Here is a 17,656-nt window from a genome sequence, read left to right as displayed (position 1 = left end):
CGCGCGGCGGCTCCCGGAAGGAACACCCGAAAGTGAAGCTTCAGCGCACCAACCGGCTTCGCACCGTCGCCCTCGGCGCCATCGCCGTCTCCGGCGCCCTGGTCCTCACGGCGTGCGGCTCGGACGACAACAGCGGCAACGGCTCCGGCGGCGGCAGCGGCTCGACCAAGGCCGCGGGCAACATCAAGTGCGAGGGCAAGGGACAGCTGCTGGCCTCCGGCTCGTCCGCGCAGAAGAACGCCATGGACCTGTGGGTCAAGAACTTCATGGCGGCCTGCAAGGACATCCAGGTCAACTACAAGCCCACCGGTTCGGGCGCCGGCATCCAGGAGTTCCTCCAGGGCAAGACCGCCTTCGCGGGCTCCGACTCGGTGCTCAAGCCGGAAGAGGTCACCAAGTCCAAGGAGGTCGTCAAGGGCGGCCAGGGCATCAACCTGCCGCTGCTCGGCGGCCCGATCGCCATCGGCTACAAGGTCCCCGGCGTGGACAACCTGGTCCTGGACGCGGACACCCTCGCCAAGATCTTCGACTCGAAGATCGAGAAGTGGAACGACGAGGCGATCAAGAAGCTCAACCCGGACGCCAAGCTCCCGGACCTCAAGATCCAGGCGTTCCACCGCTCCGACGAGTCCGGCACCACGGACAACTTCACCAAGTACCTCAAGGCCGCCGCCGAGAAGTCCTGGCCCTACGCCCCCGCCAAGGCCTGGGCGGCCAAGGGCGGCCAGTCGGCCGACGGCTCGGCCGGTGTGTCCTCGCAGGTCAAGCAGACCCCGGGCGCCATCTCCTACTTCGAGCTGTCCTACGCCACCGCCAACAAGATCGACACGGTGAAGCTCAACACCGGTGCCGCCGCCCCGGTCGAGGCCACCTCCGACAACGCCTCCAAGGCCATCGCCGAGGCGAAGATCACCGGCACCGGCCAGGACCTCGCCCTCAAGCTCAACTACGCCACCAAGGCCGAGGGCGCCTACCCGATCACCCTGGTGACGTACGAGATCGTCGGCGACAAGGGCAACAAGGCCGAGACGCTCCCCGCCACCAAGTCCTTCCTCACCTACATCGCCAGCGAGGACGGCCAGTCGGTCCTGAAGGACCTCGGCTACGCCCCGCTGCCGGCCGAGATCGCCAAGAAGGTCCGCGAGAGCATCGCGAACCTCTCCTGACCGTGTGCGGCCGGGCCCCCGCCCACCCCGGCAGGGGGCCCGGCCGCACCATCCGGTGCACCGCCGCGCCAGGAGCGCCACCCCCCGGCGGGGGCCGCTCCGCAGACCGGAGAAACCCATGGACATAACCCCAGCCACAGCAGCCGCACCGCCGCCCCCGCAGGGCAGCGCCCCGGCCCCCGCCGACCCGGCGAAGGCGGCCACCCGCCCCGGTGACCGGATCTTCCTCGCGCTCTCCCGCGGTTCCGGCATCCTGCTTCTGGTGATCATGGCCGCCATCGCGGTCTTCCTCACCATCCGGGCCGCGAACGCCCTCTCCCACAACGAGGGCGACTTCTTCACCACCTTCGAGTGGCGCGCCAACGCCACCCCGCCGGTCTTCGGCATCGCCGTGCTGGCGTTCGGCACGATCGTCAGCTCGCTCATCGCCATGGTCATCGCCGTGCCGGTGGCGATCGGCATCGCGCTGTTCATCTCGCACTACGCGCCGCGCAAGCTGTCCACGCCGCTGTCGTACGTCATCGACCTGCTCGCCGCCGTGCCGTCCATCGTCTACGGCCTGTGGGGCGCCCTGTTCCTGGTGCCGCACCTGGGCGGGTTCTACAGCTGGCTGGACGACTACTTCGGCTGGACCGGCCTCTTCGCCTACCACGACGGTGCCGCCCGCTCGCTCTTCACCATCGGCATCCTGCTGGCGATCATGATCCTGCCGATCGTCACCAGCGTCAGCCGCGAGGTCTTCCTGCAGGCCCCGAAGATGCACGAGGAGGCGGCGCTCGCGCTCGGCGCGACCCGCTGGGAAGTCATCCGGATGTCGGTGCTGCCCTTCGGCCGCTCGGGCGTCATCAGCGCCTCGATGCTGGGCCTGGGCCGCGCGCTCGGCGAGACGATGGCCGTCGCCACCGTCCTCTCCCCCAGCTTCGAGATCGGCACGAGCCTGCTGGACCCGGGCGGCGGAACGTTTGCTCAGAACATCGCGAGCAGCTTCAAGGAGTCCGGTGAGATCGGCAAGGACGCCCTGATCGCCTCCGGCCTGGTGCTGTTCGTCCTGACCCTGCTGGTCAACGGCGCGGCACGGTTGATCATCGCGCGCCGCAAGGAGTACACGGCATGAGCCCCATGACCCTGGACAAGCCGGCCGTCGCCGACCGCGCCCCCCAGCCCTCGTACAGCCTGCGCCAGCCCCGCCTGCCCCGCTGGGCGCCGGCCGCCCTCGCGGCCGCCGCGGCCGCCGTCGGCGTGGGCACCGGCCTGGCCGCCGAGCTCAGCAGCCGCATCCAGTGGGGCCTGATCGCGGCCGTGCTCTTCGTCGCCGCGATGTACGTGCTCGCGGCCCGCGTCGAGGGCCGCCGGCAGGCCAAGGACCGCCTGGCCACCAGCCTGGTGTGGGTCTGCTTCCTGCTGGCCGTGGTGCCGCTGGTCTCCCTGATCTGGGAGACGGTCGCGCGCGGCAGCAAGGTCCTCGACGGCGCCTTCCTCGGCCACTCCATGAACGGCGTCCTGACCATCCAGCCCGGCGGCGGCGTCTACCACGCCATCATCGGCACCCTGGAGCAGGTCGGCATCGCCACCGCCATCGCGGCCCCCATCGGCCTGCTGACGGCGATCTACCTGGTGGAGTACGGGCGCGGGCGGCTCGCCAAGGCCGTGACCTTCTTCGTCGACGTCATGACGGGCATCCCCTCGATCGTCGCGGGCCTGTTCATCCTCAGCTTCTGGATCCTGATGCTGGACAACGGCTACTCCGGATTCGCCGGCTCCATGGCCCTGGCGATCCTGATGATGCCGGTGGTCGTCCGCTCCACGGAGGAGATGCTCAAGCTCGTGCCGAACGAGCTGCGCGAGGCGTCCCTGGCCCTCGGCGTGCCGAAGTGGCGCACGATCCTCAAGGTCGTCCTGCCGACCGCCATCGGCGGCATCGTCACCGGCGTGATGCTCGCGGTGGCCCGCATCGCCGGCGAGTCCGCCCCGATCGTCCTGCTGGTCTTCGGCTCCCAGCTGATCAACAACAACCCCTTCGAAGGCGCCCAGTCCTCCCTGCCGTACTACATCTACGAGCAGTGGGCGGCGGGCAACGAGGCCAGCTACGACCGCGCCTGGGCGGCGGCCCTGGTCCTCATCGCCTTCGTCATGATCCTCAACCTGGGAGCCCGCGGCATCGCCCGCTGGAAGGCCCCCAAGACCGGCCGCTGACGCGGTTTCTTCCGAAAGAAGTAGTGATCCCCATGGCCAAGCGAATCGACGTCAGCGGCCTCACCGCCTTCTACGGCTCCCACAAGGCCATCGAGGACATCTCGATGACCGTGGAGCCCCGCTCCGTGACCGCCTTCATCGGCCCCTCCGGCTGCGGCAAGTCCACCTTCCTGCGCACCCTGAACCGCATGCACGAGGTCACCCCCGGTGGCCGCGTCGAGGGCAAGGTGATGCTGGACGACGAGAACCTCTACGGCGCCGGCGTGGACCCCGTCTCCGTGCGCCGCACGGTCGGCATGGTCTTCCAGCGGCCGAACCCCTTCCCCACGATGTCCATCTACGAGAACGTCGCCGCCGGCGTCCGCCTCAACGGCGGCCGCATCCGCAAGGCCGAGCTGGACGCGATCGTGGAGAAGTCCCTCAAGGGCGCCAACCTCTGGAAGGAGGTCAAGGACCGCCTGAACAAGCCGGGCGCGGGCCTGTCCGGCGGCCAGCAGCAGCGCCTGTGCATCGCCCGGGCGATAGCCGTCGAGCCCCAGGTCCTGCTGATGGACGAGCCCTGCTCGGCCCTCGACCCGATCTCCACCCTCGCCATCGAGGACCTCATCGGCGAGCTGAAGGAGCGGTTCACGATCGTCATCGTGACCCACAACATGCAGCAGGCGGCCCGCGTCTCCGACCGCACCGCCTTCTTCAACCTGGCGGGCGTCGGCCAGCCGGGCAAGCTGGTCGAGCTCGACGACACGGAGCGGATCTTCTCCAACCCCTCCGTCCAGGCCACCGAGGACTACATCTCGGGCCGCTTCGGCTGAGCCGCCTCCCCCAGCCGCCTTGCGGTGCTGCATGGCGGTGCCGCCGCAAGGCGAAGGGCCCGCCCCCTGTTCGTACCAGGGGGCGGGCCCGATCTGTTCAACGGACGGGATCCGGGCAGGTCACCCGAATGCCAGGTTCACGATCCAGAAGCTGAACGCGGCGACGATCGCCGCGGCCGGCATGGTGATGAACCAGCCCATCACGATGTTCTTCGCCACGCCCCAGCGCACGGCGCGCGGCCCCTTCGTGGAGCCGACGCCCATGATCGCGGAGGTGATGACATGCGTCGTGGAGATCGGCGCGTGGAACATGAACGAGGCCGTGTACATCACCGACGCGGCCGTCGTCTCGGCGGCGAAGCCCTGCGGCGGGTCCAGCTCGATGATGCGGCGGCCGAGCGTCCGCATGATCCGCCAGCCACCCGCGTACGTACCGAGCGACAGCGTGATCGCGCAGGCGAGCTTGACCCACAGCGGGATCGCGGCGTCCTTGTCCTGCACATCGCCGATGACCAGGGCCATCACCACGATGCCCATGGTCTTCTGGGCGTCCTGCAGACCGTGGCCGAGCGCCATGCCGGCGGCCGAGACCGTCTGGGCGATGCGGAAGCCGCGCTTGGCCTTGTGCGGATTGGCCTTACGGAACATCCACATGATCGCGACCATCACCAGATAGCCGATGATCAGGCCGACGAACGGCGACAGGAACATCGGGATGACGATCTTCTCGATCACGCCCGACCAGATCACCGTCGTACCGCCCGCGAGCGCCGCGCCCACCATGCCGCCGAACAGGGCGTGCGAGGAGGACGAGGGCAGGCCGAAGTACCAGGTGACCATGTTCCAGACGATCGCGCCGACCAGCGCGGCGAAGAGGATGCCCATCCCCTTGTCGCCCACCGGCGTCTCGATCAGGCCCTTGCTGACGGTCTTGGCGACCCCGCTGCCCAGGAAGGCACCGGCGAGGTTCATCACCGCCGCCATCGCCAGGGCCGCCCGCGGGGTCAGCGCCCGCGTGGAGACCGAGGTGGCGATGGCGTTCGCGGAGTCGTGAAAGCCGTTCGTATAGGTGAATCCGAGCGCGACCCCGATGGTCACGACAAGCGCAAACGTATCCACCGGGGGTCAGGACTCCTTGACCGCGATGGTCTCGACCGTGTTCGCGACGTGCTCGAACGCGTCGGCGGCCTCCTCCAGCACGTCCACGATCTGCTTGAGCTTGAGGACCTCGATGGCGTCGTACTTGCCGTTGAAGAGCTGGGCAAGGAGCTTGCGGTGAATCTGGTCGGCCTGGTTCTCGAGCCGGTTCACCTCGATCCAGTACTCGGTGAGGTTCGTCATGGTCCGCAGATTCGGCATCGCCTCGGCGGTCAGCTCCGCGGCCCGCGCGAGGACCTCGATCTGCTGCTCGACGCCCTTCGGCAATTCCTCGATCTGGTAGAGGACGACCAGGTCGACCGCCTCTTCCATGAAATCCATGATGTCGTCGAGCGAGCCCGCGAGGGTGTAGATGTCCTCGCGGTCGAACGGCGTGATGAAAGAGGAGTTCAGCTGGTGGAAGATCGCGTGCGTCGCGTCGTCTCCGGCGTGTTCCGCTGCACGCATCCGCTCGGCGATCTCAGCCCGGGCGGAGGTCTCCGCTCCGAGCAGTTCCATCAGGAGCTTGGAGCCCGTGACGATGTTGTCCGCGGAGGCGGCGAACATGTCGTAGAAGCTCGTCTCCCTGGGGGTCAGACGAAAGCGCACGTGGGATCCTCGGGGTGCAGCGGATTCGGTCTCGTTGATGCTAGGCGCATCATCCAGCCACAGCTAACTGGCATTCCATCAGTGTCGCCCATCGGGCAGAGTGCTCATGAAGGCGGTACGGGCCTCCGGCGATAAATTTCGGTACCATATACCCGCCGGGGGTATACGAATGACGGATAGCCGACATGCGGCCACCACGCGCCGCGACGCCCCGGCCACGGGCTGATGACCAGCGCGCGGAGGCGCCGGCAGGGACTACGGAGGACGCCATGACGCCCACGGACGCCACAGTGACCAGCGCCACTGACCCGGCGGGCGGTTCCTGCCACGGCGACACCGCCGTTCAGGGGGCGGCAAGCGCCCATCCGGGCCCCCACGGCTACAGCAAGCAGAAGGACCAGCACCTCAAGCGACTGCGCCGGATCGAGGGACAGATCCGGGGGCTGCAGCGCATGGTCGAGGAGGACGTCTACTGCATCGACATATTGACCCAGGTGTCGGCCGGCACCAAGGCCCTCCAGTCCTTCGCCCTCCAACTCCTCCAGGAACACCTGCGCCACTGCGTGGCCGACGCGGCCCTGAAGGGCGGCACGGAGATCGACGCCAAGGTAGAAGAGGCCAGCGCAGCAATCGCCCGCCTGCTGAGGACCTGAGCGCCCCGTTGTGGGCAATCGTTCCGCAGGGCGGAACGGGTGGGCACAACGGAACAGCGGACCCGCACCCTCACCCGTCGGGCTCAGCCGCCTCCACGCCGGTCCCGCCACGCCGAACCCGCAAAACCTCATCGATGCGGTCGAAGCTCAGCCGCTCCTCCACCGCACTGGACGCCGCGATCATCAAATCCCCGTAGAGATCGATCTCGATGAGGGCCACGGGGTCCGGCCCGCCGGACGAACCGCGTCGCGAAACCACGTGATTCACCTCCTCGGGTCACCTCGCCCACGGCTTTCCAGCGTAGTGATCGGTACACACTCCGCGCATGGCACAGAAGGACCATTTCCATGGCCAACTACGCCCTGCCGCGCTATTTCTGCGGCGAAGCGACCGTGCCCGCATAGATTTCGGCCGGTGCGGGCAGCGCGATGACCGGACGGAATCCAAAGGCGAACAGCTCCACGGTCGAAACCACCGTCATGGGTGACGGCGGGGCCGAACCGGCGGCGGCCGGGGCCCCGGCGGCCGACGACGCGGCCGGGGAGACGGACGCGGCCGGCGCCATCGCCGGGGGCGCGGCCGTCACCGGCCGGTGGCCGTTCACCGGCGTCCTCTCACGGCCGGCGACCCGGTCCGCGACCCCGAAGCGGTAGCGCAGCAGGCGCGGCCTGCCCCGCTCGTCGAGATACGCGTCGAAACCCACCGTCCCGCTGGAGAACCCTTTCGCCGCCGCAGCCAGCGCCGCCCGGTCCCGTGCGGGCGCGGTGCGCGCGGCCCGGGAGAGATCGATCGTCCCCCAGTAGTGCGTCACCCGGTCGCCGCCGATCCGCTCGTCCCCCGCGTACGCGACCTCGCGCGCGCCGCCCAGCAGCTCGGCCGCGGCGAGGGGGTCGGTGGCCCCGCTGGTGAGCAGATCGCCGTCGGGGAGGGCGCCCGTGTCGATCCGTACCCACTTGCCGGCGGGCACGCCGGCGCCGCGGTTCTTCATGTACAGGGCGCCGGGCGCGAAGACCTCGGTGATCGGGCGGTGTCCGGCCCGGCCGGCCGCGTCCTCCGGCAGCATCACCGTCAGCCGCCCGACCGGCCGGTCGAAGTCGTAGACGCCCTTGCCGCGGATGGTCAGCCGGGTGCCGCCGCTGACGGTCTCCATGGACGTACGTACCCGCGCCCCGCCCACCCGCGCCAGGGCCCGCGGGGCGTGCCGCACGGCGGCGAGCGCCCGGGTGGGGTCGGCGGCCGCGGGCCCCGCCGCCTCCCGGACCTGCCGCACCTGGCTGCTGCCGCGCCCGTGGGCGGCGCCCGCGCCGCGGCCCTCCTCGCCCTGCGGCGGCTCCGCGCAGCCGGACACCACGAGCAGCCCGAGGGCCAGGCCGCCCGCCACCGCGCCGGCGACGACCGCGCCTTTGCGTTTGTGCCGCTGCACCGCCATAAAGGAAAGCCCCCTGCCGCACGCTAGTGGAACCCGTTCTCTTCAACGACCGCCCCGGGGTCGCCGTCACGGCCGGGGTAGCGTGGTCCCGTGTCCGAACCAGCCCGCGCGCCGTCCGGCGCCGACCACAGCACGACGACGAACGAGCGCGGCTCGTTCTGCACGGCCCGCTGCAGCTGCGGCTGGTACGGCCCGGCGCGCCGGGCCCGCTCGCTGGCCCGCGAGGACGCCGAGAACCATGTGACGACGGCGGGCGGCGGCCTGCCCGTCCGGCGCCGGGCGACGCCGCCGCCGGTCTAGGCCCCGGCCCGGCTAGGCGGCGAGGTCGCGGTCGTGGTGGAAGGACTGCTGACCGGGCAGCGCCTGGTCCCCGGCGGCCGGCACCACGGGCAGGGGCGCGTCGGAGGACCGTACGAGCCGGCCGGCGCGGGAGACCGCGATCATCCGCGTCAGCGGGGTGAGCAGCATCATGGCCAGCGGCGCGAGGAGCAGCGCCACGGCCGTGCCCAGGGCGAGCCCGCCGACGACGTCGGTCGGATAGTGCACGCCCATGTAGACGCGGCAGAAGCCTTCCAGGAGCGCCAGGCCGATGCCGATGAACCCGTACTTCCGGTTTGCTACGAACAAGCCGACGGCAAGCGCCATCGTCAGGGTGGCGTGGTCGCTGACGAAGGAGTAGTCCTTCTTGCCGTCGACCAGGACCTCCAGCCCCGGATGGTCCAGGAAGGGCCGTGGCCGCCGGACGAAGTCCCGGATGGGGATGTTGACGAGCAGCGCGATGCCGGCCGCGAGCGGCGCCCACAGCAGCGCGGCGACGCCCGCGGGGGCGTCCGCGGTCTTCCGCACGCTCCACCAGGCGCAGAGCATGAGGACGGCGAGCCCGAACACGATCCCGTACTCGCCGATGAACTCCATCGTCCGGTCCGCCCAGTTCGGCGCGGACCTGGCGATGCCGTTGATTTCGTAGAGCAGGCTGACGTCGGGGTTCGACTCACCCCCGGCCGTCGGCATGGAGTCTCCCGTCACGAGTCCAGCCATCGCCCCGGCCCCTATCTGTCGCCCGTCACTACGTCCAGCTACCGACCCCCGTGGTCCGTGCGCCGCAGCCGCGGCGCTGCTTCGACACTTCCATGGAACGCCCGACTCCAGCCGGCCGTTCCACTCTCCACCCAATGATCACCAGGACGTTACCGAAGGGTGACCGATCGACCGGGCCCAGGGTCCGCGGTTCAGGCCCTGTCCGGCTTCGGGAGAGCTTTCGCACCGTCAGCCGTCACCCGGGTCGCCCCCATGTAGTCCGGCTGCGCGTCGATCTTCTCGAACCGGATCACCGCTCCCGTACGTGGCGCATGGATCATGTATCCGCCCCCGACGTACAGCCCCACGTGGTGAATGGTCCGCGGATCCTTCAGGTCGTGCGCGAAGAAGACCAGGTCCCCCGGCAGCAGTTCCTCCCGTTTGGGATGCGCTCCGGCGTTCCACTGGTCGTTGGCCACGCGCGGCAACTCGATCCCGACCGAGGCGTACGCGGCCTTGGTCAGCCCCGAGCAGTCGAACCGCCCGCCGTCCTCCTTCGTCCCGTCACCGCCCCATAGGTAGGGGGTGCCGAGCTTCTCCTGGGCGAAGTAGATCGCCCCGGCCGCCGCCTGCGAGGGCGCCACCCTGCCGACGGGCCGGGCGAAGCTCTTCTCCAGGCTGCGGATGGACTTCACATAGCCCTGGGTCTCGCTGATGGCGGGCACACCGCCGGCCTTGATGACCCGGTACGGGCCGGCGTTGTACGCGGCGAGCATATTGTCCGTCAGATCACCGGACACGCCCTTGACGTCCTTGGCCAACTGGCAGTCGTACGAGGCGGCTGACGGAATGGCATCGGCGGGGTCCCAGACGTTCCGCTTGCCGTCACCGTTGCCGTCCATGCCCTGCGACGCCCACGTCTCGGGGATGAACTGCGCTATGCCCTGTGCCGCGGCGTGACTCTCCGCCGTCGGGTCCCAGTTGCTCTCGGTGTACAGCTGTGCGGCGAGGATGGCGGGATTGAGGGCGGGACAGAGATTGCCCCACTTGGCGACGAGCGCCCGGTACTGGTCCGGCACCGCGCCCTTGGCCAGCCCGACCGTTCCCCCGCCACCGCCGCCCATGATGTTCCCAGCGGCCACGTACACCCCGACCACGAGCAGCCCGAGGAAACACAGGCACATCCCGATGCCGACACCCACGCCCACCCAGAACTTCCGCACCCGTCAACTTTCCCCCACCGCGGGGCCGGTGCACTGCCGTTTCCGGAATGTCCTGTGTTCCCGGCCCCACTCGCCTACTTCTCCTTCTACTTCTCCTTCTACTTCGCGGTGAAGCCGTAACAGGCGATGCTCGCATACTCCTTCGGCCCCTTGACGTGCTCGAAGAGCACCGTCCAGTTCCCCGGGTCGTTGGTGACGGGGATGCCCGCCGCGTACGGCTTGCCCTGGACGTACTGCTGGAAGTCGTCGGGGTAGGTCAGCTCGACGTACGACGACCCGTAGCCGTCGGTCCTGGCCATCAGGTCCACGGGCTTGCTGGTGTAGCCCAGGTCGAGGTTCTGCTGGCGCAGCCCCTCGAACGGCTTGCCGGTCTTCGCGTCGATCTCGTGCGGGGGCTTGACGGCCACGGAGACGTAGTAGGGCTTGCCGGGCGCGGGGGTGGCGTACTTGAAACGGAATGAGATGTTCACCTTGCCGGACATCTCACCGGCATTGGGGTTCTCGGCGTTCACGACCGAGAACTGGAACTGCTCGGCGCGCTCCTCCGCAGGGAGCTGACAGGCGCCCTCGCCATGGGTGGACCCTTCTTGCGGCGTCCAGTAGTCACGGTTCGGAGCGGTCGCCTCGAGGTGGGCGGGCTCCTTGCCGGAGGGGGCGGCGGAGGGGGCTGAGGAAGAAGCGGCTGAGGGGGTGACCGCGGGTCCGGCCGCATCCTTGCCGCCGCCGGCCGAGGCGGCGCCGCCCTTCGAGTCCCCGTCGAACAGGGCGATCAGACCGACGGTGACGGCGAGGGCCACGGCGGCCGCGCCGACCGTGAGGGCGACCTTGGAGCGGGAGCGTGTGGCGGTGGGCGCCGAAGGTATGAGGGTGGGTATGTAGGTGGGGGTCGCCACGGGTCCGGGGGGCGCGGACGGAATGCCGCCCGCCCCGCTGAGCGCCTGGTAGACCGGGTCGTCGACCAGCGCCGAGGTCACCGCGCAGCGCCGGATGATCTCGGCCGGATCGGGCCGCTGCCCCGGATCCGCGGCCACGCACGCCGCGATGAGCGCGGCGAGCTCCGGCTCCACACCCGCCGCATCGACCTCGCCGTGCACCACGCGGTAGGTGACGGACTCCGACGAGCCCTCGCCGTACGGTGGCCGCCCGGTCGCCGCGGCGGCGATGGTCGCACCCAGCGCGAACACGTCGGCGGCGGCCGTGACGTCATTGCGGGTGATGATCTCGGGTGCGGTGTAGCCGGGGGTACCCGGCGCGGTGCCGGCCTGGGTCAGCGCGGTCTGCTCGGCGCCGCGCGCGATGCCGAAGTCGATGAGCTTGGGCCCGACCGAGGACAGAATGATGTTGTGCGGCTTGAGATCCCGGTGCATGACGCCGTACGCGTGCACACTGGCCAGCGCCTCGGCGAGCGCGGCGAACAGCCGCAAACACGTGGCGGCCGGGACCGGCCCCCGCTCACGCACCGCCTCGACCAGCGTCGGGCCGGGCACGTACTCGGTGGCGAGCCAGTACGGCGCCACGTCCAGCGAGGCGTCGATCAGATTCGCGGTGAACGCACTGCGCACCGCCCGTACGGTCTCGACCTCACGCCGGAAGCGCGCCAGGGCCTCGGGCGACTCGGCGAAGTCCTCCCTGATGACCTTGATAGCCAACTGCCGCCCCCCGGGCGACCGCCCCAGATACACCTGCCCCATCCCCCCGGCCCCGATCCGGGCGAGGACAGTGTGCGTACCGATGCTTGCGGGGTCCTGAGGACGTAGTGCTTCCACGGGGTGAGACTGTGCCACAGGCGCCGCCGGGCCGACCCATGTGCCGGTCCACTCACGGAACATGAGCCCCTTGCCCTGGCGAAAGACGCCTCCGCCATCCGCACCACGGGCGCCGACACCCACTCCACCTTCCAGGGTCTGTCGGCCTGCTACGAGGCCCCCGAGGCCAAGCAGCTGCTGGACTCCACCCCCCTGTGCGCCAACGGGCGGACCATTTCGCGGACAACCTGGAGAAGGTGAAGTCCGCGCTGTCCCCGTACGCGTCGGAAATCCGCCCGATCGTGGAGGAGTTGGACCGCCTCCGGGAACAGGCCACGGCATTCCGCGCGGAGATAGGCGACAGCGACCGCTGGCTCAAGGACCAGGGCAAGGTCGACCGCAACAGGCACCTTATCCAGGCGGTGGCGGCCGCACAGGAGAAGTTCCACGCGGCGGAACGCACCGCGTTCAACAAAATTACCGGCCTGTTCGACAAGAGCCTCGCCTTGGTCGTGGACGACGGCAGCCACAAGAAGGGGATGTACGGCTACAAGCCGAGCGACGCGGCGAAGGCCACGAAGACGCCGTGGGGCGAGGTCGAAGCACGTGAGTACGAGGGGGCGGAAGCGGCCTGGCACACGGTGTCGAACTTCGCCACGGGTTTCGTCAAGGGTTTCGTGATCGACGGCACGTATGCGGGCGCCCGGGGTTTGGCCACGCTCTTCGGCTGGGACGGCAAGGACAAGGCCGGCGAGGCATGGGGCAAGCTCGGCGACACGGTCACCGGTGTCGGCATCTACACGGCCAAGCCCTTCGACTGGGCCATGGACTCCATGGGCATGAAGGACAAGGACAGCGCTGACGAGGTCCGGGCGAAGAAGGCGGCCAGAGAATTCGGAAAGGCATTCGTCGCCTACGACGAATGGCAGAAGAACCCCGGTCGCGCGCTCGGTGCGGTCAGCTTCAACGCCATCACCATCACGTCCGGCGCCTTCCTGAAGGCGGGCGCGGTGGGCAAGACCGGCCTGGGCTCGAAGGCAGCCACGACGCTCGGCAAGGTGGGCCTCTTCGCCGACCCGGTGACGTACGTATCGAAGGCCACCGGCCTCGGCGTGGAGGCGACGAAATTCGCGGCAACGAGGGTGGGCGACCTCGCATCCGAACTGAAAAACCTGGTCCGCCCGACCGACCACACCCCGAACTCCGTCAAACTCCCCATGCCAAACGGCACCACCCGATACCTGGACCTGGACGGCACGATCCGCCGCTCCCGCCACGAGGTGGAACAGCCCGGCACGCAGGCCCTGAAGGAGCCCAGCAAGCACGAGTTGGCGAGGACTTCGCAGGAGCACAGGGTCCATGTCCATGCAGGCGGTGGTACGGACAATGCCGCTCATTCCATTGATGGAAGAGCTGGCGGCGCCGCTAGCCAGATGGTCAGCCGAGTATCGGAAGGGGCCCCGTCCACGGCTGCCCGAAGCACAGACGGCCCCGCGGACGGCACCGGTATCGGCAGTCACGGCAGCGGTACGCACACCCCGGCCACTGATCACGGCCACGGCGCCTCGGCCCATCCGGGCCATGACACCCCGGGCACTGGTTCGAGCGGACACGGCGCCGACGGCCACCCTGCTGGCGGCCACGGCCACGCCCACTCGGGCTCACACGGAGACGATGTCGGCCGTCACGCGGACGACGCCGGTCACCACGGCCACGAAGTCGAGGACGGGCACCGCGGCACAGGAGACGCGATGCCCGCACCGGAGGACGTGAAGCAGGCGATCATGAATCTCCGGCCTCAGATGATCGAAAAGGCTCGCTACACACCTGAGGACGGACACTATTACGCGACTCGCGTCTTCAAGGGCGGTCGCCCCGACGGTGAAACGGTTTTCGCGGGTCACGGCTACCTGCGAAGGGGATCTGGTGAGATGACGGTACCGCCCGGCACAACAATCTCCTTCTATGTTCCGCATGCGGATATGCTGCCGGGCCCCAACGGTCTGACGGTCGAGGCCGGCATCTACCCCGGGGGTTATGTGGAGACGTTCCACCCGGGCCAGCGCATTCCTGACTACACTCTGGACGCACCGGCCGCAGGTATGGGCGGCGGGTTCAGTGTATTTGAGAAGTCCACGACTGTGAGAGCAATGCGGCACGCGTCGAGGGGCCTTGGGTGTTGACCGTAGCTTCTCTCACGATCGAGAAGCCAGACCTCGACCCCGGCACCGTCACTTCGGCACTCGGAATCAAGCCGACCTGCACTCGCATGCCGGGGCCGAGCCGCTGGCGTCCTGCCGACGATACGGATGGCCTGTGGATGCTGGAATGCGATCGACGCACCGCAGAGGATCCCGTGGAGCAGCTGAGCCATGTGCTGTCGCTGGTCGAACCCAAATCGGCCGAGCTGGCAGCCCTCCAGACATGCGGCCATCGGGTCTCTCTCGAAATTCGCGGATACGCAGGCGACGGCGCGACACTCGTGATCCCCCACGCCCTTCTCACCCGGATCACGCACTTGAACATTCCGCTCAAGGTGATCCCGAACGTTAATGAGCGTTGACCGGATGAACCCGACGGACACACAGGTGAACGACTGATGCCTCATAAGAAACTGGGCTGGGAATCGCCACGCGCTTCACTCATCGTCACCAAGCCGGACCTCGCACCCGAAGTAGTCGACGCCGCACTCGAAGTGAGGGGAAAGGCCGTGGACATGCTCCGAGTGGAAGCGGTTTCCACCGATGAAAGCACTCGGGTCTATCAGCCACTCGAGAAGTCCCCGGCGGTCGAACGGCAACTCCTCGACCTCGCCAACGAGCTGCTCCCAATGCGAGGTGCACTGGAGGAGCTCCTCGGGCAGGGATACCACATGCGCATGGAAATCTCCGGCTTCGTGAAAACCAATTCCGTGTGCAGTTTGGAGGCCAGCACCCTGGCCCTTGTTCAGCAGTTGGGCGTCCCGTTGTCGTTCACCACTCGCGTGGCACGGGGCGAAGACGATTCCGACTGGCTGGAGTCGGTACTCGACTAACCCGCTCGGACGTCATTGAGATGGCGGCAGAAACGGAGATCTGCTTCTGCCATCCGCGTCCGTGGCCCCGCCGCACGGAGCACCACGTCCAGGGCGCGGTCCGGATCTGCGGCGTAGCAGTTCGCGAACCAGGCCAGGTTGGCCTCGATCACGGCCCAGTCCTCCGTGCCGCTCCCGGGTGCCGCCGAGAGGCCCACATCGAGTACGACGGCGCTGGGCAGGGTGCTCCCTTGGGCGGAGAGGAAGGCCCCTGCGAACTCCCGGACAGCGCCCTCGTCCGGATGGCCTTGCAGCGGGGCGGAGTCCAGGTGGCCGAATACGGCGTACTGACTTCCCGTGCGGCATTCCCCGTCCAGCACGAACAGGCGGAACTCCCTGACCCAGGTGACGACATCGCTGATCTGCACCGGTGTGTCCGACGGCAGTCCCGGCTCTGCTCGCAGCCGGACGCCATCGGCGTAGACCGCAGCGGGAAAGCTTTTGTCGGTGGGCGGCTTTACGAATGCGGGGCGGGACAGGCGCCGTGCCTCGCCCAGGGTGGAGGACTGGATGTTCCTCAGGACCCACTCGTAAGGCAGGGACGTAAGCCAGTCATCCTCGGGCTCCAGAAGAGAGACTTCGAGATCGTCGACGACTCCCGTCGCGAACAGTGGCCCACCGAAGTAGTGGCCTCCCGGTCTTCCCCTCCAAGCGCGCGCACCTCCACGGGCGGGAAGCACCTCCACATCCATGCCTCGCCGCCGCGCGGCGGCCGACAGAAGCTCGCCAGTGGTCGAGTATTGCGACGCGCAGGCCAGGAATCCGTTTCTGTTCACAGCCACCGATGATCCCATTCTCGGGGGCGGACTCGAGCGGGTCCGCCGCCGGTCCTGGGTACGAATGCGGGGCCGGGGCCCGACGGATCAGATCCGGTGATCCACCCCCGGACACAGGCTCCCCCACTATCGTGAGCAGCGGCGTTCATCCGAACATCCCATCCCACGAGGGGGCGTTACGTGCCCGAGCTCAACTGGATCCCGGCCACCGACGACGAGACGGTCACCGAGTATCTGGAGGTCGCCTTCGGTGACGACGGCAATGTCTACATCCGGGAGAACATCAATCCCGGCAAGGTCGTCGTGACCACGGACGCCAAGTGGGACGCCTTCGTCCTTGGCGTGAAGGCCGGGGAGTTCGACCACTTCGTCGAGGGCATCGACGACTGAGTCGACCCAGCGGCGTCAGTCGTCGTCATCGTCGTCCTCCCGCTTCGGTGGTTTGGACGGCTTCGGCGATTTCGACGAGGTCGGGGACTTCGACGACTTCGGTGACTTCGACGGCTTCCTGAGCTTGCTCGGCGACGGTGACACCGCCCCCGGCTTGGGCCGCCTCGTCTCCTTTGCCGGGCCGGCTGCCGGATCGGCGCCAGGGTCGAGGTCGGCGTGCGGAGCGGTGCTCGGTCCCGGGACCGGTCCTGGGCCGCCGGCGCCGCTGTCCGACGCGAACAGGGACGCGCCGATCAGTGCCGCCGCCACGAAGGCCACCGCCCCCGCGACGGCGCCGAGCAGTACCTTCTTCTTCCGCTTCGCCGCCGGCACCGCCGCGTACGTCGTCGTCCTCTCCTGCCGCGCCGCCGGCGGCGGCACCACGGGGCGCGGGGGCGCCGCCACCGGTGCGGTGAACGGCGCCTGCGGCACCGGGACGGGTGCGACAGGCGGCGGCAGCGGCTGGGGGGTGTCCTGCCAGGACGTGCCCGCGAAGAAGTCCGCCACTTCCTGCGCCGACGGGCGTTCCTCCGGCTGTTTTGCCAGCATCCGCAACAGATAGGCCTCGAAGGCGTACGGCACCTCGCCCCGCCGCAGCCGCGGCGACTCGGGCGGGGTGTCCACGTGCATGTAGAGCAACGTGGTCGGGCTGTCCGACCAGAACGGCGGCCGGCCGACCAGCAGCTGGTACAGCACGCATCCCAGCGCGTACACGTCCGACTCCGGACCCGCGGTCCGACCCAGGGCCCGTTCGGGAGCGAGGTACGTGCTCGTACCGACGATCTGGCCCGCCCGGGTCAGCCCGGCGGAGGTCTCGTCGACGAAGCGGGCGATGCCGAAGTCGCCGATCTTCAGCGCGCCGCTCGACGCGTCGACCATGAGGTTGCCGGGCTTCACGTCCCGGTGGACCACTCCCTGCCGGTGGGCCGCCGCCAGACCGGAGGCCGTCTGAGCGGCCAGGTCGGCGACGCGGGACACGGGGAGCATGCCCTGCGCGGACAGCTCGGCGGCCAGGCTCGGCCCCTGGACGAGCTCCATGACCAGGTAGAAGCGGCCCTCCCACTCGCCGAAGTCGTACACCGCGACGACTTGTGGGTGGTTCAGGCGGGCGGCCGTCTGCGCCTCCATCCGGAAGCGCATCGCGGCCGACTCGTCGCCGTCGTCGCCCAGCAGCAGCTTGACCGCCACCTGACGGCCCAGCACCTCGTCGTGGCCCTGCCAGACTTCGCCCATTCCGCCCCGGCCGAGCGGCTCCCCCAACCGGTAACGACCGGCAACCAGCACCCGAACCACCCTTGATCTCGACCCATGCGCCGATCAGGAAGAGTACCCACCGAACACACTGTCGTTTGAACATCTCCGCGCCCCCCTGCCCCACCGAACATTGCTCGGC

The 17,656-nt window shown here is 69.0% G+C and carries 19 protein-coding genes; 10 read left to right on the top strand and 9 right to left on the bottom strand.

All coding sequences use genetic code 11. The features are described from left to right. The first annotated feature begins 32 nt into the window (after positions 1–32). From pstS to pstB, 4 genes are all read left to right on the top strand, one after another. Positions 33–1,166 carry a phosphate ABC transporter substrate-binding protein PstS gene (gene pstS / locus ABZ956_RS18075; protein ID WP_361894018.1) on the top strand — a complete coding sequence of 378 codons (1,134 nt, stop codon included), beginning with the start codon at positions 33–35 and terminating at the stop codon, positions 1,164–1,166. A 118-nt stretch (positions 1,167–1,284) separates the two neighbouring features. Further along, entirely contained in the window at positions 1,285–2,280 is a 996-nt protein-coding gene (pstC, locus tag ABZ956_RS18070) for a phosphate ABC transporter permease subunit PstC (protein WP_361894015.1), read from the top strand. Then, entirely contained in the window at positions 2,277–3,359 is a 1,083-nt protein-coding gene (gene pstA, locus ABZ956_RS18065; protein WP_361894012.1) for a phosphate ABC transporter permease PstA, read from the top strand. The genes pstC and pstA overlap by 4 nt, the downstream gene beginning before the upstream one ends. Before the next feature lie 32 nt (positions 3,360–3,391). Beyond that, positions 3,392–4,171, top strand: a complete 780-nt coding sequence (gene pstB / locus ABZ956_RS18060) for a phosphate ABC transporter ATP-binding protein PstB (protein ID WP_361894009.1) — start codon at positions 3,392–3,394, stop codon at positions 4,169–4,171. A gap of 120 nt (positions 4,172–4,291) precedes the next feature. Here pstB and ABZ956_RS18055 read toward each other — a convergent pair whose 3' ends face one another. After that, positions 4,292–5,290 (bottom strand): inorganic phosphate transporter, encoded by a 999-nt coding sequence (locus ABZ956_RS18055; protein ID WP_361894006.1) that lies wholly within the window; start codon positions 5,288–5,290, stop codon positions 4,292–4,294. Positions 5,291–5,296: 6 nt separating this feature from the next. After that, entirely contained in the window at positions 5,297–5,917 is a 621-nt protein-coding gene (locus tag ABZ956_RS18050; RefSeq protein WP_361894004.1) for a DUF47 family protein, read from the bottom strand. A 269-nt stretch (positions 5,918–6,186) separates the two neighbouring features. Between ABZ956_RS18050 and ABZ956_RS18045 the strand changes: the two genes are divergently transcribed. Then, positions 6,187–6,570: a metal-sensitive transcriptional regulator gene (locus tag ABZ956_RS18045; protein ID WP_361894002.1), complete on the top strand. Its 384-nt coding sequence runs from the start codon at positions 6,187–6,189 to the stop codon at positions 6,568–6,570. Positions 6,571–6,640: 70 nt separating this feature from the next. Here ABZ956_RS18045 and ABZ956_RS18040 read toward each other — a convergent pair whose 3' ends face one another. Further along, a complete protein-coding gene (locus ABZ956_RS18040; RefSeq protein WP_361894646.1) occupies positions 6,641–6,829 on the bottom strand; it encodes a hypothetical protein in 189 nt (62 codons plus the stop codon). 112 nt (positions 6,830–6,941) lie between these two features. Further along, the gene (locus tag ABZ956_RS18035; RefSeq protein ID WP_361893999.1) at positions 6,942–8,000 is read right to left on the bottom strand and encodes a hypothetical protein; all 1,059 of its coding nucleotides are present in this window, start codon (positions 7,998–8,000) and stop codon (positions 6,942–6,944) included. Positions 8,001–8,090: 90 nt separating this feature from the next. Between ABZ956_RS18035 and ABZ956_RS18030 the strand changes: the two genes are divergently transcribed. Then, entirely contained in the window at positions 8,091–8,300 is a 210-nt protein-coding gene (locus ABZ956_RS18030; RefSeq protein ID WP_361893996.1) for a hypothetical protein, read from the top strand. A gap of 12 nt (positions 8,301–8,312) precedes the next feature. Here ABZ956_RS18030 and ABZ956_RS18025 read toward each other — a convergent pair whose 3' ends face one another. The 3 genes from ABZ956_RS18025 to ABZ956_RS18015 all read right to left on the bottom strand — a co-directional run bounded on the left by ABZ956_RS18025 (position 8,313) and on the right by ABZ956_RS18015 (position 12,006). Further along, entirely contained in the window at positions 8,313–9,038 is a 726-nt protein-coding gene (locus ABZ956_RS18025) for a phosphatase PAP2 family protein (RefSeq protein WP_361893993.1), read from the bottom strand. 191 nt (positions 9,039–9,229) lie between these two features. Beyond that, on the bottom strand, positions 9,230–10,240 hold the full coding sequence (locus ABZ956_RS18020; RefSeq protein ID WP_361893990.1) for a bifunctional lytic transglycosylase/C40 family peptidase: 1,011 nt from the start codon (positions 10,238–10,240) through the stop codon (positions 9,230–9,232). A 98-nt stretch (positions 10,241–10,338) separates the two neighbouring features. Beyond that, the gene (locus tag ABZ956_RS18015) at positions 10,339–12,006 is read right to left on the bottom strand and encodes a protein kinase (RefSeq protein ID WP_361893987.1); all 1,668 of its coding nucleotides are present in this window, start codon (positions 12,004–12,006) and stop codon (positions 10,339–10,341) included. Positions 12,007–12,242: 236 nt separating this feature from the next. On the opposite strand from ABZ956_RS18015, the gene ABZ956_RS18010 reads away from it, so the two are divergent. The 3 genes from ABZ956_RS18010 to ABZ956_RS18000 are packed head-to-tail and all read left to right on the top strand — an operon-like array spanning position 12,243 to position 15,019. After that, the gene (locus ABZ956_RS18010; protein WP_361893984.1) at positions 12,243–14,168 is read left to right on the top strand and encodes a putative adhesin; all 1,926 of its coding nucleotides are present in this window, start codon (positions 12,243–12,245) and stop codon (positions 14,166–14,168) included. Next, positions 14,162–14,548 (top strand): DUF4279 domain-containing protein, encoded by a 387-nt coding sequence (locus tag ABZ956_RS18005; RefSeq protein WP_361893981.1) that lies wholly within the window; start codon positions 14,162–14,164, stop codon positions 14,546–14,548. Before ABZ956_RS18010 ends, ABZ956_RS18005 begins: the two co-directional genes overlap by 7 nt. A 36-nt stretch (positions 14,549–14,584) precedes the next feature. After that, positions 14,585–15,019 (top strand): hypothetical protein, encoded by a 435-nt coding sequence (locus tag ABZ956_RS18000; protein ID WP_361893979.1) that lies wholly within the window; start codon positions 14,585–14,587, stop codon positions 15,017–15,019. Here ABZ956_RS18000 and ABZ956_RS17995 read toward each other — a convergent pair. Next, a complete protein-coding gene (locus tag ABZ956_RS17995) occupies positions 15,016–15,834 on the bottom strand; it encodes an ATP-grasp domain-containing protein (protein WP_361893976.1) in 819 nt (272 codons plus the stop codon). The genes ABZ956_RS18000 and ABZ956_RS17995 overlap by 4 nt on opposite strands. Before the next feature lie 180 nt (positions 15,835–16,014). On the opposite strand from ABZ956_RS17995, the gene ABZ956_RS17990 reads away from it, so the two are divergent. Further along, positions 16,015–16,224, top strand: a complete 210-nt coding sequence (locus ABZ956_RS17990) for a DUF397 domain-containing protein (protein WP_361893973.1) — start codon at positions 16,015–16,017, stop codon at positions 16,222–16,224. A 15-nt stretch (positions 16,225–16,239) separates the two neighbouring features. Here ABZ956_RS17990 and ABZ956_RS17985 read toward each other — a convergent pair whose 3' ends face one another. Beyond that, complete coding sequence (locus ABZ956_RS17985; RefSeq protein WP_361893970.1) at positions 16,240–17,547, bottom strand: serine/threonine-protein kinase; 1,308 nt, start codon at positions 17,545–17,547, stop codon at positions 16,240–16,242. Positions 17,548–17,656: the final 109 nt, after the last annotated feature.

Origin of the sequence: Streptomyces sp. NPDC046261, from assembly GCF_040646235.1 — a bacterium.
Lineage (GTDB): Bacteria > Actinomycetota > Actinomycetes > Streptomycetales > Streptomycetaceae > Streptomyces.
Note: the sequence above shows the minus strand (reverse complement) of the source record. Positions and strands in the feature narration are given on the sequence as shown.